Here is a 21,871-nt window from a genome sequence, read left to right as displayed (position 1 = left end):
CGCGGCACTTGCGCGAAACTGTTGGGAGTGCTCTTTGCTGGAAAGGTTTCCGTGGGCCACCGGCCCCGATCCAGAGAGATGAGATGGGCAAACTCGTTATCCGTGCGGGCGATTTCAGCTTCGATGCCCGCTTCGAGGAGCAACTGGCACCCAAGACCGTCGCCGCCTTCCGCAAGGTGCTGCCGTTCGAAAGCCACATCATCCATGTGCGCTGGAGCGGCGAGGGCGTGTGGATGCCGCTCGGCGATCTCGACTTCGGCGTCGGCTACGAGAATCACACCAGCTATCCCGCGCCCGGCCAGATCATCCTCTATCCCGGCGGCATCAGCGAGACCGAGATCCTGCTGGCCTACGGCAGCGTGCACTTCGCCAGCAAGATGGGCCAGCTCGCCGGCAACCATTTCATCACGCTGACCTCGGGCCTCGAGAATCTCGCCCCCCTCGGCAAGAGCGTGCTGTGGAATGGCGCGCTGCCGATCCGCTTCGAGGAAGTCTGAGTGACCGAGCCCCGCTACCCCCGTGATCTCCGCGGTTACGGCCGCAATCCGCCACATCCGCAATGGCCCGGCGACGCCCGGGTCGCGGTGCAATTCGTCGTCAATTTCGAGGAAGGCGGCGAGAACAACATTTTGCATGGCGACCCCGCCTCGGAGGCGTTCCTGTCCGACGTGCTCGGTGCGCAGCCCTGGCCGGGCCAACGCCACGCCAATATCGAATCGATGTTCGAATATGGCTCGCGCGCCGGCTTCTGGCGGCTGTGGCGGATGTTCACCGCCCGCAACTGGCCGACCACCGTATTCGGCGTCGCCACCGCGCTGAAGCGCAATCCGGAAATCGTAGCTGCCATGAAGGAGGCCGGCTGGGATATCGCCAGCCACAGCCTGAAATGGATCGAGCACAAGGACATGACCGAGGCGCAAGAGCGCGCCGAGATCGCCGAGGCGATCCGCGTCCATACTGAAGCCACCGGTTCACGCCCGCTCGGCTGGTACACCGGACGCTCCTCGATCAACACCAACCGTCTGCTGATGGAGGAGGGCGGCTTCCTCTATCTCTGCGATTCCTATGCCGACGATCTGCCCTATTGGATCAAGGGTGCGAGCGCAAAGCAGCTCATCATTCCCTATACACTCGATGCCAACGACATGCGCTTCATCAACCCGCAGGGCTTTGCCGAAGGCGAGCAGTTCTTCACCTATCTGAAGGATGCCTTCGACGTGCTCTACGCCGAAGGCGAGACCGCGCCGAAGATGATGTCGGTGGGCCTGCATTGCCGCCTCGCCGGCCGGCCCGGCCGCGCCGCCGGGCTGATGCGCTTCCTGGATTACATCGGCAAGCACGAGCGCGTCTGGGTGCCGACGCGTTTGCAGATCGCACAGCACTGGCACGACAAGCACGCGCATCTGGCGGCCGGCGCATTCGAGATCGGGTGAAGGATGTCGCAGATCTCGCTGGCCGATCTCAATGCAGCAAGCAACGCCGATTTCGTCGCGGCGCTCGCCAACGTCGTCGAATATTCGCCGTGGATCGCCGAGCAGCTCGCCGGCAAGCGGCCGTTCACCGGTCTCAAACAGTTGCACACTGCGTTGATGGCGGCGATCCAGAGCGCCGAACCGGACGCACAACTGGCGCTGATCCGGGCGCATCCCGATCTCGCCAACAAGACCCAGCGCGCCGCCGGCCTCACGGCGGAATCGACCGACGAGCAGAACAGTGCCGGGCTCGACCGGCTCTCGGAAGCCGAATACGCCGCGTTCGAGCGCGCCAACAACGCCTACCGCGACAAGTTCGGCTTCCCCTATATCGTCTGCGTGCGCCGTCACACCAAGGATTCCGTGCTGCGCGACTTCGAGACGCGCTTGCGCAATATCGCAAAGACCGAGACCCGGCGCGCGATCGAGGAAATCGGCCGCATCTCGGCGCTGCGGCTGGATCAGCTCGTCATTGCCGACGACAAGCTGAAGGTGCATGGCCGGCTGTCGACCCATGTGCTGGACAATCACGTCGGTAAGCCCGCCGCCGGCATCCCGATTGCGCTGGTGGAGCTCGCGAGCCTCGGCGAGAGCCGCGTCGTCGCGCGCGCTGTCACCAATGCCGACGGTCGCACCGACCAGCCGCTGATCGGCGGCCGCCCGCTGCCGATCGGCCGCTACGAGCTCCAATTCAGCGTCGCCAAATATTACGCCGCGCGCAATGTGCCGCTGTCCGACCCGCCCTTCCTCGACGAAATCCCGCTGCGCTTTGCGATCAGCGAGCCGGAACGCCACTATCACGTGCCTTTATTGGTCACACCCTGGAGCTATTCGACCTATCGTGGCAGCTAAACGTGTTGTGCGGATGAAGCGACCGTCGCCGCGTCCGCCTCCGCTGTCGCGCCGCCGCTCAGGCCGTTGAAGAAAGCGTTGAGCAGCACCGAAACGATCGCGCAGAGCAGGATGCCGGACTCCAGCAGCGGCTGGAGATCGTGGGGCATATTCCGGAAGAAGCCGGGGGCGGCGAGCGGGATCAGGCCGAAGCCGATCGAGATCGCGACGATGAAGAGATTGTAGCGGTTGTTGCGGAAATCGACCGAGGTGAGGATGCGCGCACCTGTCGCCGCCACCATGCCGAACATCACGAGGCCTGCGCCGCCGAGCACGACCAGCGGCACAGCCTCGACCAATGCGGCGAGCTTCGGCAACAGGCCGAGCCCGAGCATGATGCAACCGCCCGTCACCGTCACCCAGCGTGAGCGCACGGCCGTGACCGAGACGAGGCCGACATTCTGAGAGAATGAGGTGTACGGGAAGGTATTGAAAATGCCGCCGAGCAGCGTGCCGACGCCGTCCGCACGCAGGCCCCGGCTCAGCGCTTCGCGGTCGACGGCCTTGCCGGTGATGTCGCCAAGCGCGAGGAACATGCCGAGCGATTCGATCATCACCACGATCATGACGACGCACATGGTGATCACGGGCACCAGATGGAATTGCGGCACGCCGAAGCGGAAGGGAATGATCAGCGCGCCCCAGGAGGCGGCGGCGACCTTGTCGAAATGCATCACGCCCAGAATGCTCGCGAGCACGGCGCCGGCGATGATGCCGAGCAGCACCGAGACATTGGCCAGGAAGCCGGTACCCCATTTGATCAGGCCGAGAATGAACAGCAGCACGAACAACGAGATGCCGAGGCCCTGCAGTTGGCCATAGGCCGGATTGGGAAAGCTGCCGGCGACGCCGTCGACCACTTTCGTCAGCGTCGGCAGGCCGCCGCCGGCCCAGTTGATGCCGACGCGCATCAGGGAGATGCCGATGATCAGGATGATGCTGCCGGTGACCACGGGAGGAAACAGCGGCAACAGCCGGCTGACGAACGGTGCGACAATGATGCCGAACAGGCCCGCGGCGATGACGGAGCCGTAGATGCCGAGCAGGCCGATCTCCGGCGCCGCCGCCATCGACAGCATCGGACCGACTGAAGCGAATGTCACGCCCATCATCACGGGCAGGCGAATGCCGACCCCGGGGAAGCCGATGCATTGCACCAGCGTCGCGAGCCCGCAGGCGAACAGGTCGGCGCTGATCAGGAAGGCGACATCCTCCGGCGGCAGCTTCAAGGCGCGCCCGATGATCAGCGGCACGGCGACCGCGCCGGCATACATCACCAGCACATGCTGGAGCCCGAGCGCCAAGAGGCGTGGGACCGGCAGGACCTCGTCGACGGGATGGGCTTCGCTGCTCATGGATGAATCCTCCGAAACCTACCTAACCAAACTTGTCGAGCAGCGCCGGAAACAGCCGGTCCGGTTTGAAGGGCGGCGCGGTGAAGCGGATGCCGGTGGCATTGGCGATGGCGTTGCCGAGCGCGGCGGCGACCGGATTGTACGGGCTCTCGCTCATCGATTTGGCGCCCAGCGGCCCGATCGTGTCGGACGTGTCGGCGAAAAACACCTCCGTGCGCGGGATGTCGGCGAACGAGGGCAGGTGATAGTCGCGGAATTTTGGGTTGGTGACGCGGCCGTTCGCGTCGATCACCATCTCCTCATAGAGCGCGGCGCCGAGCGCTTGCGCGACGCCGCCTTCGACCTGACCGCGGCACTGCATGGGATTGGCGACGATGCCGGCGTCCGCCGCCTGCACGCTCCTGAGAATCCTGAGCTCGCCGGTGCCCTTGTTCACGGCGACGCGAAACCCCTGGACGTTGAAGCCGACCGAACGCGGCGTGCCCTCGGAATTGCCGGTGCTCGCGAATGGCTGTCCGCGTTCGCGCGCGAGCTTCACCAGGTCGGTAAAAGGCATGCGCCGGACGCCGCTGACGACCGCATTGTCCTCGAGCACGCAGGCCTCGACGTCGCACAGCCACGCATTGGCGGCCGCCGCCTTCAGCTCGGTCGCAAGCTGCATGGACGCCGCGTGGGTCGCCTTGCCGGCGACGAAGGTGCCGGCGCTGCCATAGGCGCCGGTGTCATGGCCGCCATGGGCCGTGTCGGATTGGCGCAGGCGGATTCTGTCGACGGTGGTCGCCAATGTGGTCGCAGCGATCTGCCGGTGCACGGTGCTGGTGCCGTTGCCGAACTCGGCGGTGCCGACGGTGAGATCGAAGCCGCCGTCCTCGGCAAGCGCGATCATGGCGTCGGCGATGTGCCCGGCCGGCGGCGCGGAATCGATCATGGTGAGAGCGATGCCGTCACCGATCAGCCATTCCGGCGACAGCGCCGGCTGCGGGCCATCGGCCTGCATCGCGCGCTCGACGAGGTCGAGGCACTGGTCGAGGCCGTAGGAGCCGTAGAGCACGTCGTGAAATTCGGAGGGCGGCGGCGACAGCATGGCGTCGCCCGGTTTGACGATGTTGCGCCGGCGCATCTCGTAGGGGCTGATACCGAGCTGCATTGCCAGCTCGTCGATCGCGGCTTCCACGGCGATCAAGGCCTGCGGCAGGCCGTAGCCGCGAAACGCGCCCGCCGGCACCGTGTTGGTGTAGACGGCGGCGCCGTCAACCCGCTTGTTCGGACAATTGTACACGCTGATGGACTCGGCGAGCGCATGGAACATCACCGGCCCGGCGTGATTGCCGTAAGCGCCGGTGTTGGAGAGCACGTCGAGCTGAAGCGCGGTGAGCTTGCCGTCGGTATCGGCGCCGGCCTTGATGTGGACCCGCATCGGATGCCGCGTCGAGGTCGCGATGAACTGCTCCTCGCGGGTGAGCTCCAGCTTCACGGGACGTCCGGTCCTCAGCGCAGCAAGCGCGAGGATGTCCTCGACGAACATCTCCTGCTTGCCGCCAAAGCCGCCGCCGACGCGCTCGCAGAACACGCGGACCTTGTCCATGGGGAGCTCAAAAATGTCCGCCAGCGCGCGCCGGGTCAGGAACGGGACCTGGGTCGAGGTGCGGACGTTGAGCACGCCCGAAGCATCGCGCCAGGCGAGCCCGCCATGCGTCTCCAGCGCCGCATGCTGCACGCGATGGCTGTGAAAGGTGCCTTGATAGGTGACGGCGGAGGTCGCGAGCGCGGCCGCGACGTCGCCGAACTCACCATGCGTCTCCGCCGCGAGATTGCGCTGGGGATCGGCGATGCGGTTCGCCGTGGTGCGGTCGGGATGAATGATGGGCGCGCCCGGCACCATCGCCTGCTCCGGATCGATCAGCGCAGGCAGGATCTCGTAGTCGACCTTCAGCCGGCGGCACGCCTCCTCGGCGGCGGCTTCGCTCTCGGCGACGATTGCGGCAACCCGCTGTCCGATGAAGCGGACGACGTCGTCGAGAATGCGGGTATCCTCCGGGTCCATCCAGTCCATCTCGTGCCGCGCAGTCGACATCAGGACAGACGGCGCGTCCTCATGCGTCAGCACGGCGTGCACGCCGGGAACGTTCAGCGCGTCCGCCTTGTCGATCGCGACGATCCGGGCGTGAGCATGAGGCGAGCGCACCAGCTTGACATGGAGCAGGCCGTCGATGGCGGTGTCGAAGGTGTAGCGGGCCATGCCCCGCACGATGTCGGGACCCGCGGGCGCCGGCAGGCTGCGGCCGAATGCGGCCCCGGCCTCGACGCTCGCCTCGACATTGGTCTTGCCGAGCAATGCATCCTCGATCGAGCGATAGCCGGTGCATCGGCAGATATTGCCCTTCAGCGCCGCGCCGAGATCGGTGCGCTGGGCCTGATTCAGCGAGGCGCAAGTCACGATCATGCCGGCGGTGCAGAAACCACATTGAAAGGCTTGCGCCTCGAGGAAGGCCTGCTGCATCGGATGCGCGTCGCTCGCTCCGGCAAGGCCTTCGATCGTGGTCACGGTGCGTCCCTCGGCCCGGAACGCCGGGATCAGGCAGCTGTGCACCGGTTCGCCGTCGAGCAGCACGGTACAGGCGCCGCAGTCACCGGCATCGCAGCCCTTTTTCACGCCGAAATGGCCGAGCTCGCGCAAGAACGTGCGCAGGCATTGGCCGGCGCGTGGCGCTTGCGAAAACGCCTTGCCGTTGATCTCGAAACTCACGGCGTTGCTCCCAAGAGCTCGCGACGAATCTCCTCGGCGAGCCGCAGCGTCATGTGCTGGCGCCAGAGCGGCTGGCCGTGGATGTCGGTGTGGTACAGATCGTCCGTAATCTGCTGGGCGATCGCGTCGCGGAGCGCGCTCGCGTCCGGGGTTTTGCGAAAGAGTAGCTGGATCGGCCGCACCGTCGATGCGGTGACAGTGAGCGTCAGCGTGCCATCTGGATCGAGGCTGCCGATCAGAAGAGCTGCCGAGCGGCCGACCGGCGCCAGCGAGATCTGGCGAAAGGCGGTGCGGCGCTTCAACGCGGCAATTGGAATGTCGATCTGGCGAAGCAGGTCGCCCGACGTCAGGCGATTGCGCTGGTTGCCGGTGACGAAGTCGACGACGGGAATCGTCTGCTCGCCGCCGCCGGCCTTCCAGATGGTGCAGACGCCGTCGAGCGCGGAGGTGAGCGAGATCATCGGTCCCGCCGGCAGCGACATGCAGAGATTGCCGCCGATCGTTGCCGTCTTCCAGATCTTGAATGAAGCAAGGAACGCGCGGCAGCACTGGTTGATCAGCGGCACGGCGAGCCAGTCAGGCGGGCCGGCGAGTCCATCGAGCTCCGCGATGGTGCAGGTGGCGGCGATGCTGAGATGGCCTTCCGTGATCGTCAGCGCCGGCCATCTCAAATCGGTGAGATCGATCAGCCGCCTCAGATGCGTTTGCGGCTCCGAGAACAACCAGGTGCCGCCGGCGAGCCAGGCATCGCCCGCCGTCCAGACCGGCAGCTGCGTGCGCGTTTGCGGATGGGCGACCGCTGTGATGGTATTCAAATCCATGGCTGCGCCAACGCTTCCGCGGGTGAATCGTGCAGATGAGTCTTGCAAGACCGGAGCCAAGTCGCAACAAACAAGTCGCAGCAGGAACGCGATCGGGCTGGCTTTCGTCTTGCAGGCCGGTCAGCAGCGGATGCGAGAAGAGGCAGGATCATGAGCGACGCAACGCCGATCTGGGTCAGGAATCCCCTGGCCATCCTGGCCGACGGGGCCGAGCGCGGCATCGTGGTGAAGGAGGGGCGGATCGTCGAGCTCGTGCCGGCCGGCGGCACGCCTGCGACCGCTGACGCCGCGGTGTTCGATGCGGGCGAACACGTGGTGTTGCCGGGCCTGATCAACACCCATCATCACTTCTACCAGACGCTGACGCGGGCGCTGCCGGCGGCGATGGATCGCGAGCTGTTCCCCTGGCTCCAGGCGCTCTATCCGGTGTGGGCCCGCCTGACGCCTGACGCGCTGGAGCTCGGCGTCACCGTGGCGATGTCCGAGCTGCTGCTCTCCGGCTGCACCACCACGACGGATCATCACTATGTCTTCCCCGCGGGGCTCGAGGACGCCGTCGATATCGAGGTCGGCGTCGCAAAGCGGCTCGGAATGCGCGTGTTGCTGACGCGCGGCTCGATGAACCTGTCGCAGCGCGACGGCGGCCTGCCGCCTGACAGCGTGGTGCAGGACGAGGACACGATCCTCGCCGACAGCGCGCGGGTGGTGGCGAAACATCACCAGCGCGGTCCGGATGCGATGGTGCAGATCGCGCTGGCGCCGTGCTCGCCGTTCTCGGTGACGACCTCGCTGATGCGCGCCACCGCCGAGCTCGCTGAAAAACTCGACGTGCGGCTGCACACCCATCTCGCCGAGACCGAGGACGAGAATAGATTCTGCCAGCAGATGTATGGCTGCCGCCCGCTCGACTATCTCGAGCAATGCGGCTGGCTCAATGCGCGGACGTGGCTCGCCCACGGTATTTTTTTCAATGCGGACGAGATCAAACGGCTCGGCAAGGCGAAGACGACCATCAGCCATTGCGCGTGCAGCAACCAGCTGCTGGCGTCAGGCTGCTGCCCCGTGTGCGAGATGGAGGAGGCCGGCGTCGGGATCGGGATTGGTGTCGACGGCTCGGCCTCGAATGACGGCTCAAACCTGATGCAGGAGGTCCGGGCCGCCTTCCTGCTGCAACGAGCGCGCTACGGCGTGACCAAGGTCAGCCACAAGGATGCGCTGCGCTGGGCCACCAAGGGTTCGGCAGCCTGCGTCGGCCGGCCGGAACTCGGCGAGATCGCCGTCGGCAAGGCCGCCGATCTCGCACTGTTCAAGCTCGATGAGTTGCGCTTCTCCGGCCATGGCGATCCCCTGGCCGCGCTGGTTCTGTGCGGGGCGCATCGGGCCGATCGCGTAATGGTCGCGGGAAGGTGGGCCGTGATCGATGGCGCGATCCCGGGACTGGACGTAGCAGATCTCATCCGCCGCCACAGCTCTGCTGCGCGGATCATGCAGATGGGATGAAAGAGGGGGCGACCACAAGTGCCGGGTGCTTCTGGCCACCCCCTCCGAACCTCCTCCGGGAGGAGCAGGTGATCTGGGTAAAGCAAGAAGCGTGCTACTTGCCCGGCAGCTTGTCGTCGATGCCCTTGACGTAGAAATTCATGCCGAGAATCTGGCCGTCGTCGAGGTGATCGCCGCCCTTGCACTCCACCGGCTTGCCGTCCTGCCCAACGATCGGGCACTTGAACGGATGCAGCTTGCCCGCGGTGATCGCAGCCTGGGCATCCTCCGCCATTTTCTTCACCTCGTCAGGCATGTTGGTATAGGGCGCCATCGCAAACATGTGGCTGTCGAGGCCGCCCCAGCTGTCCTCGGACTTCCAGGTTCCGGCGAGCTCGGCCTTGACGCGCTCGATGTAGTAGGGGCCCCAGGTGTCCAGGATCGAGGTGAGCTGGGTCTTCGGCCCGAACTTGATCATCTCGGAATCCTGGCCGAAGGCGAGCTTGCCGCGTTCGCTGGCGATCTGCATCGCTGCCGGAGAATCCGTGTGCTGCATGATGACGTCGGCGCCCTGGTCGATCAGCGCCTTGGCGGCGTCGGCCTCCTTGCCCGGGTCGAACCAGGTGTTGGCCCAGATGATCTTGACCTTGATGTTCGGGTTGATGCTCTGCGCCGCCAGCATCGTCGCGTTGATGCCGGAGACGACCTCCGGAATCGGGAATGAGCCGATATAGCCGAGCACGCCCGACTTCGACATCTTGGCCGCAATCAGGCCTTGAATGTAGCGACCCTGATACCATTTCGCCGAATAGGTCGACATGTTCGGATTGCGCTTGTAGCCGGTGGCGTGCTCGAAATGCACGTTCGGATATTTCTTGGCGACCTTGAGCGTCGGGTCCATATAGCCGAACGAGGTCGTGAAGATCAGCTTGTTGCCGGCGCGGACGAGCTGCTCGATGGAACGTTCGGCGTCGGGGCCTTCAGGCACGTTCTCGAGATAGGTGGTCTCGATCTTGTCGCCCAACTCCTTCACCAGCGCCTGGCGGCCGAGATCGTGCTGATAGGTCCAGCCGAGGTCGCCGATCGGACCCAGATAGATGAAACCGACCTTCAACTTGTCGGCGGCGGAAGCTGCACTGAGGGTCCCGGCAAGCAAGAGCCCGGTCGCCAGCGCGAGAAATGATTTCCTCATCATCGATCTCCATACATCAGGGGAAAGCCACGATCTGCAACGCGCGCGCCCCATCGCGCGCGTCGCAGAAATGAAACTCATCGGTCAGGCACGAACACGGTGCCGAGCGCGGCCGGCGCGGTCGAGCCGCCGCTGCGCGCGCGGGAGAGTAGAACGAGAACGATGACGGTCGCCAGATACGGCAGCGCCGACATGAACTGCGAGGGGATGCCGACGCCCCAGCCTTGGGCGTGCAATTGCAGGATCGTTACCGCGCCGAACAGATAGGCGCCGACCACGAGCCGGCCCGGCCGCCAGGACGAGAACACCACCAGCGCCAGCGCGATCCAGCCGCGGCCCGCGGTCATGCCGGGGATGAAGAACGGCGTATAGGCCAGCGGCAGATAAGCGCCGGCGAGGCCGGCGCAGGCGCCGCCGAACATCACGGCGAAGGTGCGGATGCGCAGCACGGGATAGCCGAGCGCATGCGCGGAAACGTGATTGTCGCCGCAGGCGCGCAGGACCAATCCCGCCCGCGTGCGGTACAGGAACCACCAGACACCGACCACGAGAGCAATGGAGACATAGACGAAGCCGTCCTCGCCGAACAGCACGCGGCCGACCAGCGGGATATCGGTGAGGCCCGGAATGAAGAGATGAACTGCCGGCGTGATGCGCTCGCCAACGAAGCCGGCGCCGATCAGTCCGGACAGCCCGACGCCGAGGATGGTCAATGCGAGACCGGTCGCCACCTGGTTGACGGCGAGCCCGAGCGCCATCAATGCGAAGATCAGCGACATCATCGTTCCCGCGACGATGCCGAACAGCGCGCCAATGAGGATCGATCCGGTGAGCCAGGCGCCGGCAAAGCCGCAGGCCGCGCCAACGATCATCATGCCCTCGACGCCGAGGTTGAGCACGCCGGAGCGCTCGGTCACGAGCTCGCCGGTCGCGGCGATCAGCAGCGGCGTCGAGGCGGCGAGCACCGCGAGGATGATGGCCTCAACCAGCTCCACGGGGCACCTGTCGGTTCGAGAACACCAGCTTGAAGCGATAGAGGATGAGGGAATCGCAGGCGAGCACATAGAACAGCAGAATGCCCTGAAACACCTTGGTGACGTCCAACGGAATCTTCATCGCGATCTGCGCCTGCTCGCCGCCGATAAAGGTCAACGCGAGGAAGAGGCCTGCAATTAATATTCCAAGCGGGTTCAGCCGGCCGAGGAAGGCGACGATGATCGCAGTGAAACCGTAGCCGGGTGAGATGCCGGGCTGGAGATGTCCGACCGGCCCCGCGACCTCGATGATGCCGGCAAGGCCTGCGAGCGCCCCTGACACCGCGAAGGTCAGGATGATGAGCTGGTTGGCGTTGAAGCCGCCGAACCGTGCTGCACGGGGCGCGGCACCGACGACGCGGATCTCGAACCCCTTGATGGTGCGCGCGAGCAGGATCGCCGCTGCTGCGACGACGAGCAAGGCGATGATCGAGCCGAGATGCAGCCGGCCGCCTTCGATCAGCAGGGGGACCGTCGCCACGGGATCGAACTCGGCGGTGGTCGGGAAGTTGAAGCCGTGCGGATCGCGCCAGGGCCCGCGCACGAGATAGTCGAGGAAGAGGTCGGCGACATAGACCAGCATCAGGCTCGTCAGGATCTCGCTGGCGCCGAATTTCACCTTGCAGATCGCCGGGATCAGCGCATAGAGCGCGCCTGCGGCGGCGGCGAGCACGAACATCGCCGGCAGCACCCAGACGCCGGCATCGGTGCCTTGCGTCTTCACCGCGATCCAGCTTCCGGCCACGGCGCCGATCAGGAATTGCCCCTCAGCGCCGATGTTCCAGGCATTGGCGAGATAGCAGAGCGAGAGCCCGATCGCGATCATCACCAGCGGCGTCGCCTTCACCGCGATCTCCTGGAGCGAATAGCCGTCGGTCAGGGGCGCGATGAAATAGGCGTGCAAAGCGAGCAGCGGATTCTTGCCGAGGAGCGCGAACAGGATGACCATGGTCACGATCGTGAGTCCGATCGCGATCAGCGGCGAGACCAGCGCGATCGTGCCAGAGCGCTCGGCGCGCTTCTCAAGCACCAACTGCATGCGCGGCCTCCCTCGGCTCCAGGCTGCTGCCGCCCATGAGCAGGCCAAGTTTTTCGCGGCTCGCCTCGCTTACGGCGAGCGGCGCTGATAGCTTGCCGTGGAACATGACAGCGATGCGGTCGGCGATCTCGGTGAGTTCGTCAAGATCCTGGCTGGTCACGAGCACGGCGGCGCCCGCGGTTGCCAGATCAAGCAGCGCCTGCCGAATCACGGCAGCGGCGCCGGCATCGACGCCCCAGGTCGGCTGACTCACCACCAGCACCGCCGGGTTGCGCAGGATCTCGCGTCCCACGATGAATTTCTGCAGATTGCCGCCGGAGAGGGATGCTGCTTCCGGATCGCGCTTGGCTTTGCGCACGTCGAACGTCTCGGTCGCGCGGTCGACGGTCTTCAGCGTGGCCGCGTTGTCGATGAAACCGCGATGGACCATGCCACTCGCGGCATGTCCCGTGAGCAACGCGTTCTCCGAGAGCTTCATGCGCGGCGCGGTGCCATGGCCGAGCCGCTCCTCGGGAACGAAGGCGGCACCCAGCTTGCGCCGCTGCGTGATCGAGAGATGGCCGGCGGCAATCCCTTCGATCACGACGGTGCCGGGGTCCTTCGACAACCGTTCACCGGACAACGCGGCGAACAGCTCATCCTGGCCGTTGCCGGCGACGCCGGCGATGCCGAGGATCTCGCCGCCCTTCAGCTCGAACGAAATGTGCTTGAGCCGTACGCCATGTGCTTCGCCGGGGGCCAGTGAGAGATCGTTGACGACGAGCCGCGGCACGGTGGACTTCCGCGCCGATGCTGCCTTCACCTCCTTGATCTCGCTGCCGACCATCATGCGCGCGAGCGAGGCAGCGGTCTCGAGCCTGGGATTGCAGGTCGCGACCTTCCTGCCGCCGCGCAGGATCGTGGCGGTGTCGCAGAGCCGCTTCACCTCCTCCAGCTTGTGGCTGATGTAGAGGATGGCGCGGCCTTCGGCCTTGAGCCGTTCCAGCACGATGAAGAGCTGGTCGGCTTCCTGCGGGGTCAAGACGGCGGTGGGCTCGTCGAGGATCAGGAATTTGGGATCCTGCATCAGCGCGCGGACGATCTCGATGCGCTGGCGCTCGCCGACCGACAGTTGCCAGACCTCGCGCCGGGGATCGAGCGGAAGGCCATAAGTCTTCGACACCTGCTCCAGCCGCGCCGACATGTCCTTGAAGGACTCTCGACCGTCGAGGCCGAGCGCGACGTTCTCGGCAACGGTGAGATTGTCGAACAGCGAGAAATGCTGGAACACCATCCCGATGCCGCGGCGGCGCGCGTCCGAGGGACCGGACAGATTGATTCGTTCGCCTTGCCAGCGAATCTCGCCGGCGCTGGGCTGGATCAGCCCGTAGATCGCCTTCACCAGCGTCGACTTGCCGGCGCCGTTCTCGCCGAGCAGTGCGTGGATTTCCTTCGGCCAGACGTCAATGTCGATGGAATCGTTGGCGAGGAAATCGCCATAGCGTTTGGTCAGTCCGGCCGTCTGAAGCAGCGGGAATTCGCCGGAATGCGGGCCTTTGGAGGTCGGATCTAACATTCGCTGATGCGCTTGCATGGGATGGAATGCCTCAATACTGGGCTAGTTTGAGCCGCCGCGTAAGATGCGAAAAAGCGTCATCCCTTGCTCAACGCGTCGGCAAGCATGGCAGTGCCGGGAAGACGCGTCGTTTTCCAGCAACGAGCGCCGCAAGCAGCGTTGGACAGGCTGGCCTAATCGCCGCTCCCGATGGCGTCTGTTGCAAATTTGTGACGGTTCAAACCAATTCGGAACCTACTGTGCAGGCTTGACGCCAAGTTGAGCAATCCTGCGTCGGTCTCTCCATGCTCTGGAGAGCGTCCGCCACGATAAGCGCTCCGACCCGGCAGTGCATCGGGCAGGGGTCCGAAAATCCGAACAAAAACAATCGGGAATGTTCGGCAATCGCGATCCTGCCGCGCGCGCTCGCCGCGTGTGGAAGCTCGGCTATCTCCGGCGATGAAAAGCGGCGTGCTGCCGAAGCAAGCGGCACGTCATGTGAAAAGTTGAGGCTTCTCACTCCGGAAGATCGGCGCAAGTGTCGTACCCATGGGCGTTCATTGACGTGTGCAAACTCGGGGGTGTTCAGGATGTCGTTTCGTTTCAAGGCAGTGGCAGCAGCGGCGCTGTCACTTGCTACGCTGGCCACCGGTGGCCTGGCTCAGGCGGCGGATCTGCCGGTCAAAGCTACCAAGAAAGCGCCGGACCTTCCGTTCTTCCTGGTGATCGATAACCGCGTCACCTTCTCGTACATCTTCAACGCCGCTCAGCCCGGGGCGTGGTCGTTCCGGCCCGATGGGTCGACCGACAGCAAGACCACCAAGCAGGTCTACTCGTTCACGCATTTCGACGCCTGGGCGTATGGCACGAACTTCTTCACCATCTCCCTGTTCAAGTCGGATCACAATGACCCGGCCGGGCCTTGCACCAACGCGGGCACGATCTTCGGCGCGCCGGCATCGTGCGCCGGGGCAACGGAGATCTACGGCCTGTTCCGCTCGACCTTCGGCTGGAATGAGCTCTTCGACACCAAGGCTTTCAGTGCGGGGCCGCTGCACAACATCTCGTTCGAGGTCGGCATGGATGCCAACACCGAGAACAGGTATTTCGGCGCCGCCAAGCGCGACGTCGTCGGCGGTCTGCAGTTTGCGTTTGATCTGCCCTACAAGGGTTACATCAACGTCGCACCGCTGGTCTATTGGGAGTTCGCCAACCACAACTCGTTCAGCCAGTGCGGACTGTTCGGTCCAGGCGTTCCCGGCGTCACCTGTCTTGCCGACGGCAACACCTCGTTCAAGCCGACCTGGGCGGTCGAGATCAATTACTACATGGATCTCGGCTTCCTGCCGCCGAACATGCAGTATTTCTCGATCAGCGGCCGCGCCGGCTGGTACGGCAAGAAGGGCACCGATACCCAACCGCTTCCCTACAGCCCGGCGAACGGCGTCTACAACACGGCGGTGGAGCTGAATTCGGAGCCGATCCGCCTGACCTTCGACGCCTCGAAGGCCGCCTGGGGTGACAAATACTCCCACTTCGTGGATGTCTGGGTGGCTTACCGCTACTGGCAGAACAAGTTCGGTCTCGATCACAACCTCGCCGTAGGCTGTACCACGGCTGTCGGTGGCCGGACGGTGAGCACCGGGGCCTGCACCGAGTCTTCGCTTTACTCCGGCATCACCGTGAAGTTCTGACCGGTTGAGGTCTCAAGGCTCGGATGGCGCCGCGTGGAAATGCACGGCGCCATTCGCGCTTGCCAAGAGTGCTCTCGTAGGGTGGGCAAAGCGACTTGTCCGCCGTAGCTCGAAGAGCGAAGGCGGAAGCGTGCCCACGCGTCTGTGGCCGGATCGGAACGATCGTGGGCACGGCGCAAGCGCGCCTTTGCCCACCCTACGGTAGCGGTTGTCTGGACTTCTACTTCGTCCATACGCCGTCGTGCAGCGCTTCGGCTTCGTCCTCGAGCAGGGGCCCGATGACCTCGGTCGGCCGCTGGCCGCTGGCAAAGACGTCGCGGCACGGCAGGTCGAGCGTCGGGTTCTCCGGATGGTTGCCGGTGACGCCGCGCAGGCGATGCTCGCTGAGGCCGTAGACGAGGCGGCCGATGCCGGCCCAGTAGATCGCGCCGGCGCACATCGCGCAGGGCTCTGCCGAGGAATAGAGCGTCGCTGTGGCCAACAGCTCGCGGCTAAGTGTGCGGCAAGCCTGCGTCGCCGCGAGGCGCTCGGCATGCGCGGTGCCGTCATGATCCGGCATGTAGCCGTTCTCGGCCTCGATCAGCACCTTGTCGTCCGCGACGACGATGCAGCCGAACGGATGATTGCCATGGGTGAGGGAGCGGCGGGCGACCGCAAAGGAGAGGCGCAGGAAGTGCTCGTCCCGCTCGGATGCGCCGGCCATCGATCCTCCATGGGTCAGTGTGCCGCCATGCGCCGGCCGATCCCGGCGTCGCTGGTCCGTGCTTCATACACGATTTCACCGTGGAACCGGAGGCCGGCAAGTCATCTGGAAGATATACGAATCAGGCAAGCTTTGGAGGTGGCCGCACCATCGGAGTGACCTTAGCCCACATATGAATAGCGATATCTCGTTGCCCTCAAATCGTGGAAACCGATTCTACCAAGGTGTGGCTGCGACGTTTTTCGCCAACGCCCTCCAGGCGGTCAATTTTCTCGGGGATCGATTCCTGAGAAAATCGCATCATTCGTTGTCCGCCATCGAGGACCTTTACCGGCATTCGATGGACAGCGCCTTTTCGGTGACCGAGGCCTTCCTCGTCACGGGCGCACCCCACGCATCCGCCTATTATCCCCGTGACTTCGCCTGGTTCTATCCTGATGTCCTCGACCCCGAGACCATCATGGATGCACAGGACGCGGTGCGGCGGGCTCGGCTGCTCGACAAGAGCATTCGCCTGTTGCTGGAGGCGGTTCGCGCCGGCGTCGTCACGACGACCATCGTTCCGGCCGGACGCGGTCGCTATCTCGGGGTGAATTACTTCTCGCGTCCGTCGGATACGCTGCTCGGCATTCTGGCCGGCCTGCAGCAGATGATCTTGGCCGACCAGAGGGCGCCGTCCTATCTGGCGATGTCCCAATGCGCGCATGCCGGCCGTCTGCTGCTGGCTGAATATGGCGGTGACCTGAAGCGTGCGATCCTGCAGCTCGCAAGCGAGCTCGAGCCGCTCGATCATGACGGCGTCAGATGTTTGCTGTGTGACGCCCGTGGCCCTCGCTCCGCCGCAACGGATACCCGCGCCGAGCGTCGGCGTTTCGTGACCAATGCCTGCGTCCATACGACCTTCGTGTGGGGCGTGCAGCTCGGAATCGTCGACGAGAACGAGCTGAAGCGGCTGCTCGGGCGCGACCTCGTGCAGTACAAGAAGGACCTGCTCCGTCTGTTCGGCAGGAACGGATACATCAGGCATTCTCTGGACGGTCCGGCGAGCTCACCGGCGTCTGCGGTCGCGCTGGATTTCGTCAGCGTGCATCGCGGCTTCTGGGATCTGAACGATGCGAACGAGCGGGCACTGTTCGCCGCCACGGCGGACCTGATCATTGCGGAGCCGCGCTTTCGCATCCCCAGTACATTCCACTTCCTGGTGTCCGCGGATAATCCGCGGAACAAGATGATCCATAAGATTGCGGCTCCCGCCTATCAGGGACGTTCCTCCTGGCCGACGTTCAACGTCGAGTTCGCGGATCGCATGCTGGACCATGATGACTTCTCGGGGAGCGAGACCTACCGCTCCTGCGCGCAAGGGATATTGAAGGACATTCGCGCCGCGACCGAGCTCCATGGAGGATATCAGGAGCTGATCTCCGAGCAGGGTCTGAAATATCGCACCTGGGCCTATCAGGGCGCGGTGGCGCACTCCTGGTTTCCGCGCTTCCTGTCGGTCTGGAGGAGGGCGTTTGGCACGCCGCTCCTCCGCTGGAACGTCTGATCCTCGGTGCGCTATCCCGCCACCGCCCTTCACCGCGACATGGCCGCGGTAGCAGCGCCGACGCACATTGTTGCGGCACGCCGTGCCTCAAGTCTCGGCTTGACCTTGATCCGCCAGATGTCAGACTTATGACATGAATACAGCAAGGCGACATATCGCCAGCCTTCGTGATGAATATGCCGAGATGACGCGGCAGCGCATCGTTGCGGCCTTCGTCGCGGCGCTGGAGGACGAGGCGGCCGACGACATCTCCATGGCCGCGGTGGCCAGGCGTGCGAAGGTCGCCGAGCGAACGATCTATCGGCACTTCAAGACCCGCGCGGAGCTGTTCGCGGCGGCCGGCGAATGGATCGAGGACAACGTCTTCAGCTACATTCCCTTCAACTCGCCCGACGAGCTGCCCGAGATCTTCCGCAAACTGTGCAAGCGATTCGATCGTCATCCGCATCTGGCCCGGGCCATCGCAACGACACGGGCGGGCCGAAGGGTGCGTGCGGACTTCCGGCGTCACCTCATCGAGCAGCATCGCAAGGCGATGGCGCCGCTGGTACGGCACCTCCCCGCGAAGGAGGCTCGGCAGGCGGAAGCGCTTGCGTCCTATCTCAACAACGTTCTGGCCTGGAATGCGATGCGTGAGGATTTCGGCATGACGAGCAACGAGATCGCCGATGCGATCGAGTGGGCGCTCGCGACCCTCCTCAAGGACGTCCGGCAGCGCGATGCCGCCGCGGCGCGCAGCGGCAAGGCCGGCAAATCGCCGCGGAAGCGGAGCTCGGCTGCGAAAGTACCGGCGTAGAGCGAGGCAGGCCATGAATGCGATACCCGACGATCTCTTGATCAACGCGCCCGACGAGGTTCGCATCCGGCAGGATCTGGTGCTGACGGCGCTCGGCCGCCGCCCGGCAGATCGGAGCTTGCGGGTCGGTCGGCTGCTCGACGTGCACAGCCGCACCTGGAGCGAAGATCAGGAGATCGTGTTCAAGGGCCGGCGCATTGCATGGGTTGGGCCGGCGGGCAGCTATCCGGGCGAGGTCCGCGAGTGCGTGCATCGGCCCGATCTGGCGGCCGTGCCCGGTTTCGGCGAGGTGCACAAGCATATCGAAAGCTCGCATCTGACGCCGGAATGGGAGGCCGCGCTGGTGCTGCCGCATGGCAATACCTGGACCTGCGAGGCGAGCCACGAATTCTCCAATGTCAACGGCGCACGTAATCTCGAATTCTGGTTCGAGGCACGCCGTCGCGGATCGCCGCTCAAAATCTTTCCGCAACCGGGATCAGCGGTGCCCCCCACGGCCTATGAGTGGGGTGGCGGCTGGTATGGTCGCGACGAGCAGGCGAGCTTCATGCGCGAGAGCCTGATGGTCACCGGGCTTGACGAGGTGATGGACTGGCCGGCGGTCTGGAATCCCGACAATCCGTCCTACAAGCGGCTCTGGGGCATGATCGAGGCGACGTTCGCGGCCCGCGGCGTCGTCGAGGGCCATGCCTCCGGTCTGCGAGACCTGCCGTCCATCAACGCCTTTGCCGCGGCCGGGCTCGCCTCCGACCATGAAGTCCAAACGCCGGAGGAGACCTGGGACAAGCTCACCCGCGGCTTGTTCGTCGAGCTGCGCGTCTATGCCATGGACGAGATCGTCAAATGGCTGCTCGCGAAGGGTTTGCAGGACTGGTCGCAGATCGCGTTCACCACGGATGACCGCAGCGCGAGCCACACGCTCGAGCTCGGCGCCAGCGATCACAATGCGCGGGTCGCGATCGAAGCCGGTCTCGCGCCGGAAGTCGCGATCCAGTGTCTCACCATCAATCCCGCCCGGCACATGCGCATCACGCCGTTCGTCGGCAGCCTTGCTCCGGGGCGTTTCGGCGACGTCGTGCTGCTCTCGGATGTTGCCAAGCTCGAGATCGCCGAAGTGTGGGCCGATGGCGCGCAGGTGTCCGAGGGCAAGCGTTACCTCGGCCAGGTGCCCGAGATCCAGTGGCCGGATTGGGCAACGAAGACGGTCAACATCAAGCGCTCGATCAAGCCTGAAGATTTCGAGCTGCGGGCCGAGCCCGGCCGCACGACGATGAAGGCGGCGGTGATCCGTCCCTTCCATTGGCATCCCGAATTCTACACCCTCGAACTGCCGGTGCGTGACGGCACCGTGCAGCGCGACGAGAGCGAGGCCGTCACCAAATTTGCGATCGTCGACCGCTTCTCCGGCGAGGGGCGCGTCGCAAAGATGTTCTGGCGCGGCTGTGGGCCGCGCACGCCGGAGACGGCAGTCGCCTGCTCGGTCGCGCACGACAAGCACAACATCTGGGTGGTCGGCTCGTCCGACGCCGCGATGGCCAAGGCCGTGAACGCGTTGGTCGAGCGTCAGGGTGGATGGGCGCTGGTGCGCGAAGGCGAGGTCGTCGCCACCGTGCAGTTCGAGGTTGGCGGATTGATGAGCTGTCGCTCGGCGCAGGCGCTCGATGCCGAGATGCAGGCGCTCTATGCGGAGGGCCGCAAGGTGGACTGGATGTACGAGCCGACCTTCCGGCCGCGCTGGTATCCCGGATTTCCGGAGCGCCTGATGTTCGCGACGCTGACCTGTGCGCCCTGGAGCTGGGTGCTGGTGGCGCCGTGCGAGCAGGCGCCGCTCGGTTTCATCAACGTGCAGACGGGCGAAGCGCACCCGGTGGTCTGGTAGGGGAGGACTGGGATGAACGAGATGACGAAGCCGCAAGCCGCTTCCGCCGAGCCGGCGCCGCGCGCGACGACCGGGCGGCTCGATCGGACCTTTGGCCTCACCGAGCGTGGGACGAGCGTTGGCCGCGAGGTGATGGCCGGCGCGACCACGTTCGCGGCGATGGCCTATATCATCGCCGTGAACCCTGCGATCATGTCCAATGCCGGCATGGACCGTGCCGATCTCGTCAGCGCCACGGCGCTCGCGGCGATCTTCGGCTCGGTGGTGATGGGGCTGTGGGCCAATTTGCCGCTCGCGGTTGCACCCGCGATGGGATCGAACGTCATCTTCACCTATGTCATCGTCAAGCAGATGGGCATGCCCTGGCAGGGCGCGCTCGCCATGGTCGCCTTCACCGGCGTGCTGTTCCTGATCCTCAGCCTGTCGAAGCTGCGCGAGAAGGTCGCGAAGGACGTACCGGAAGCGCTGAAGATCGGCATCCAGGCGGCGGTCGGTACCCTCATCGTCTTCATTGCGCTGCGGGGCGCGGGCTTCGTCGTTCAGAACCCGTCGACCTACATCGCCATGGGATCCTTGCGCAGCCCCCCGGTGCTGCTGACGCTGTTCGGCCTCCTGCTCACGCCGGTGCTGGTCGCGCGCCGGGTGCCGGCGGCACTGATCCTGTCGATCGCGCTACTCACCCTGATCGGTTTCTTCGTTCCCGGCGCCAACGGCAAGATGGTGACGTCGGTGCCATCAGCAATCATGTCGTGGCCGCGCTGGCCGACCAGCACCTTCATGGCGCTCGACATCGGCTATCTCTTCAGCCATTTCGTCGTGGCGCTTCCGCTGCTGTTCTACTTCCTGTGCGCTGAATTCTTTTCGACCCTGGGTACGCTGATTGGCGTGACGGGCGCGGCCAATCTGCGCAAGCCTGACGGCTCGATCCCGAATGCCACCGCTGCATTTGCGACCGATGCGACGGCATCCATCGTCGGCCCGCTGCTCGGCACCTCTGTCGTGACGGCCTATATCGAGTCGATCACGGGGGTGCAGGCTGGCGGGCGTACCGGTCTGACCTCGCTGACCGTTGCGGGGCTCTTCTTCCTCGCCTTGTTCTTCTGGCCGATCTTCGTCATCATCCCGCCGCAAGCCACCGCACCCGCACTGGTGCTCGTCGGCGTGCTGATGATGCAGGGCCTCGCCCGCATCGACATGACCGATCTCGTCAATGCGGTTCCGATCGTGCTGACGCTGCTGGTCACCGTGCTGACCAACAATCTCATCAACGGAATGGCGCTGGGAACGCTGAGCTATATCGCACTGGAAGTGGCGCTCGGCCGGTGGTCACGGATTCCGGCCATGGTATGGGGGCTGGGTGTCGTGTTCATCGCCTACGCGATCGTGATCGCGCAGATCTTTTGACGCGTGTGCTAAGCCGCGAGATCCAGCAGCCGGCACGATCCGCGCACGAGCACCTTGCGGCCGGCCGGTGTCATCGCGGGCACGCCGTCATTGATGACAACGAGGCCGAGCTCGACGAGGCTTGCGACGAGATAAGGCTTCGAGAGGCGAATGTTCGACGGCGGGTTGCGAAGTGAACGCAGAGCTTCCCATTGGTCCGGCGCAAGATCGAAGTCGAAATCGTTGCTCATGTTGCCTCGAGTGGTAGTGCCGTGGCGCCTCTGTTAACGACGCCGCATGAAGACCG

18 protein-coding genes are annotated in these 21,871 nt (G+C 64.9%); 9 read left to right on the top strand and 9 right to left on the bottom strand.

The features are described 5' to 3' along the window. Positions 1-83: 83 nt before the first annotated feature. The 3 genes from IVA79_RS22810 to uraD are packed head-to-tail and all read left to right on the top strand — an operon-like array spanning position 84 to position 2,324. Positions 84-497, top strand: a complete 414-nt coding sequence (locus IVA79_RS22810; protein WP_247556891.1) for a DUF3830 family protein — start codon at positions 84-86, stop codon at positions 495-497. Then, positions 498-1,433: an allantoinase PuuE gene (gene puuE, locus IVA79_RS22805; protein ID WP_247556889.1), complete on the top strand. Its 936-nt coding sequence runs from the start codon at positions 498-500 to the stop codon at positions 1,431-1,433. Between the two features lie 3 nt (positions 1,434-1,436). After that, positions 1,437-2,324 (top strand): 2-oxo-4-hydroxy-4-carboxy-5-ureidoimidazoline decarboxylase, encoded by an 888-nt coding sequence (gene uraD, locus IVA79_RS22800; protein WP_247556887.1) that lies wholly within the window; start codon positions 1,437-1,439, stop codon positions 2,322-2,324. Here the strand turns inward: uraD and IVA79_RS22795 are convergent. Genes IVA79_RS22795 through IVA79_RS22785 form a run of 3 tightly spaced genes read right to left on the bottom strand, consistent with a single transcriptional unit; the run spans position 2,321 to position 7,285 of the window. Continuing rightward, entirely contained in the window at positions 2,321-3,718 is a 1,398-nt protein-coding gene (locus tag IVA79_RS22795; protein WP_247556885.1) for a nucleobase:cation symporter-2 family protein, read from the bottom strand. The genes uraD and IVA79_RS22795 overlap by 4 nt on opposite strands. A 22-nt stretch (positions 3,719-3,740) precedes the next feature. Beyond that, the gene (locus IVA79_RS22790; RefSeq protein ID WP_247556882.1) at positions 3,741-6,464 is read right to left on the bottom strand and encodes a molybdopterin cofactor-binding domain-containing protein; all 2,724 of its coding nucleotides are present in this window, start codon (positions 6,462-6,464) and stop codon (positions 3,741-3,743) included. Further along, positions 6,461-7,285, bottom strand: a complete 825-nt coding sequence (locus tag IVA79_RS22785; RefSeq protein WP_247556879.1) for an FAD binding domain-containing protein — start codon at positions 7,283-7,285, stop codon at positions 6,461-6,463. Before IVA79_RS22785 ends, IVA79_RS22790 begins: the two co-directional genes overlap by 4 nt. A 150-nt stretch (positions 7,286-7,435) precedes the next feature. Here IVA79_RS22785 and IVA79_RS22780 point away from each other — a divergent pair, with 150 nt between their 5' ends. After that, on the top strand, positions 7,436-8,785 hold the full coding sequence (locus IVA79_RS22780; protein ID WP_247556877.1) for an 8-oxoguanine deaminase: 1,350 nt from the start codon (positions 7,436-7,438) through the stop codon (positions 8,783-8,785). Positions 8,786-8,879: 94 nt separating this feature from the next. On the opposite strand, the gene IVA79_RS22775 is transcribed toward IVA79_RS22780, so the two are convergent. From IVA79_RS22775 to IVA79_RS22760, 4 genes are all read right to left on the bottom strand, one after another. Beyond that, positions 8,880-9,956, bottom strand: coding sequence for a BMP family ABC transporter substrate-binding protein (locus IVA79_RS22775; protein WP_247557188.1), 1,077 nt, complete (start codon positions 9,954-9,956; stop codon positions 8,880-8,882). Between the two features lie 77 nt (positions 9,957-10,033). Then, positions 10,034-10,951 (bottom strand): ABC transporter permease, encoded by a 918-nt coding sequence (locus IVA79_RS22770; RefSeq protein WP_247556874.1) that lies wholly within the window; start codon positions 10,949-10,951, stop codon positions 10,034-10,036. Then, on the bottom strand, positions 10,938-12,029 hold the full coding sequence (locus IVA79_RS22765) for an ABC transporter permease (protein ID WP_247556871.1): 1,092 nt from the start codon (positions 12,027-12,029) through the stop codon (positions 10,938-10,940). The genes IVA79_RS22770 and IVA79_RS22765 overlap by 14 nt, the downstream gene beginning before the upstream one ends. Continuing rightward, on the bottom strand, positions 12,013-13,584 hold the full coding sequence (locus tag IVA79_RS22760; protein WP_247556867.1) for an ABC transporter ATP-binding protein: 1,572 nt from the start codon (positions 13,582-13,584) through the stop codon (positions 12,013-12,015). The genes IVA79_RS22765 and IVA79_RS22760 overlap by 17 nt, the downstream gene beginning before the upstream one ends. 569 nt (positions 13,585-14,153) lie before the next feature. Between IVA79_RS22760 and IVA79_RS22755 the strand changes: the two genes are divergently transcribed. Continuing rightward, a complete protein-coding gene (locus IVA79_RS22755) occupies positions 14,154-15,257 on the top strand; it encodes a hypothetical protein (protein WP_247556862.1) in 1,104 nt (367 codons plus the stop codon). Between the two features lie 220 nt (positions 15,258-15,477). Here IVA79_RS22755 and IVA79_RS22750 read toward each other — a convergent pair whose 3' ends face one another. Then, positions 15,478-15,960 carry a nucleoside deaminase gene (locus tag IVA79_RS22750; protein WP_247556859.1) on the bottom strand — a complete coding sequence of 161 codons (483 nt, stop codon included), beginning with the start codon at positions 15,958-15,960 and terminating at the stop codon, positions 15,478-15,480. A gap of 172 nt (positions 15,961-16,132) precedes the next feature. Here IVA79_RS22750 and IVA79_RS22745 point away from each other — a divergent pair, with 172 nt between their 5' ends. The 4 genes from IVA79_RS22745 (at position 16,133) to IVA79_RS22730 (ending at position 21,585) form a co-directional block, all read left to right on the top strand. Then, complete coding sequence (locus IVA79_RS22745) at positions 16,133-17,506, top strand: hypothetical protein (protein ID WP_247556857.1); 1,374 nt, start codon at positions 16,133-16,135, stop codon at positions 17,504-17,506. 133 nt (positions 17,507-17,639) lie between these two features. Continuing rightward, positions 17,640-18,302, top strand: coding sequence for a TetR family transcriptional regulator (locus IVA79_RS22740; RefSeq protein WP_247556856.1), 663 nt, complete (start codon positions 17,640-17,642; stop codon positions 18,300-18,302). Between the two features lie 13 nt (positions 18,303-18,315). Beyond that, the gene (locus tag IVA79_RS22735) at positions 18,316-20,181 is read left to right on the top strand and encodes an adenine deaminase C-terminal domain-containing protein (protein ID WP_247556855.1); all 1,866 of its coding nucleotides are present in this window, start codon (positions 18,316-18,318) and stop codon (positions 20,179-20,181) included. A 12-nt stretch (positions 20,182-20,193) separates the two neighbouring features. Beyond that, positions 20,194-21,585, top strand: a complete 1,392-nt coding sequence (locus tag IVA79_RS22730) for an NCS2 family permease (RefSeq protein ID WP_247556854.1) — start codon at positions 20,194-20,196, stop codon at positions 21,583-21,585. 8 nt (positions 21,586-21,593) lie between these two features. Here the strand turns inward: IVA79_RS22730 and IVA79_RS22725 are convergent, their stop codons facing one another. Beyond that, entirely contained in the window at positions 21,594-21,815 is a 222-nt protein-coding gene (locus tag IVA79_RS22725; protein WP_247556852.1) for a hypothetical protein, read from the bottom strand. Positions 21,816-21,871 lie beyond the last annotated feature (56 nt).

Source organism: Bradyrhizobium sp. 138 (genome assembly GCF_023074075.1).
Classification (GTDB): Bacteria; Pseudomonadota; Alphaproteobacteria; order Rhizobiales; family Xanthobacteraceae; genus Bradyrhizobium.
This window is presented reverse-complemented; position numbering and strand designations above follow the sequence as displayed.

What these genes read in the sequence shown, in the direction of transcription:
- IVA79_RS22765 (WP_247556871.1), bottom strand. Translation starts at nt 12,029, where the DNA reads ATGCAGTTGGTGCTTGAGAAGCGCGCCGAGCGCTCTGGCACGATCGCG.
- IVA79_RS22730 (WP_247556854.1), top strand. Translation starts at nt 20,194, where the DNA reads ATGAACGAGATGACGAAGCCGCAAGCCGCTTCCGCCGAGCCGGCGCCG.
- IVA79_RS22745 (WP_247556857.1), top strand. Translation starts at nt 16,133, where the DNA reads ATGAATAGCGATATCTCGTTGCCCTCAAATCGTGGAAACCGATTCTAC.
- IVA79_RS22760 (WP_247556867.1), bottom strand. Translation starts at nt 13,584, where the DNA reads ATGTTAGATCCGACCTCCAAAGGCCCGCATTCCGGCGAATTCCCGCTG.
- IVA79_RS22795 (WP_247556885.1), bottom strand. Translation starts at nt 3,718, where the DNA reads ATGAGCAGCGAAGCCCATCCCGTCGACGAGGTCCTGCCGGTCCCACGC.
- IVA79_RS22740 (WP_247556856.1), top strand. Translation starts at nt 17,640, where the DNA reads ATGAATACAGCAAGGCGACATATCGCCAGCCTTCGTGATGAATATGCC.
- uraD (WP_247556887.1), top strand. Translation starts at nt 1,437, where the DNA reads ATGTCGCAGATCTCGCTGGCCGATCTCAATGCAGCAAGCAACGCCGAT.
- IVA79_RS22785 (WP_247556879.1), bottom strand. Translation starts at nt 7,285, where the DNA reads ATGGATTTGAATACCATCACAGCGGTCGCCCATCCGCAAACGCGCACG.
- IVA79_RS22780 (WP_247556877.1), top strand. Translation starts at nt 7,436, where the DNA reads ATGAGCGACGCAACGCCGATCTGGGTCAGGAATCCCCTGGCCATCCTG.
- IVA79_RS22775 (WP_247557188.1), bottom strand. Translation starts at nt 9,956, where the DNA reads ATGAGGAAATCATTTCTCGCGCTGGCGACCGGGCTCTTGCTTGCCGGG.
- IVA79_RS22725 (WP_247556852.1), bottom strand. Translation starts at nt 21,815, where the DNA reads ATGAGCAACGATTTCGACTTCGATCTTGCGCCGGACCAATGGGAAGCT.
- IVA79_RS22750 (WP_247556859.1), bottom strand. Translation starts at nt 15,960, where the DNA reads ATGGCCGGCGCATCCGAGCGGGACGAGCACTTCCTGCGCCTCTCCTTT.
- IVA79_RS22735 (WP_247556855.1), top strand. Translation starts at nt 18,316, where the DNA reads ATGAATGCGATACCCGACGATCTCTTGATCAACGCGCCCGACGAGGTT.
- IVA79_RS22810 (WP_247556891.1), top strand. Translation starts at nt 84, where the DNA reads ATGGGCAAACTCGTTATCCGTGCGGGCGATTTCAGCTTCGATGCCCGC.
- IVA79_RS22755 (WP_247556862.1), top strand. Translation starts at nt 14,154, where the DNA reads ATGTCGTTTCGTTTCAAGGCAGTGGCAGCAGCGGCGCTGTCACTTGCT.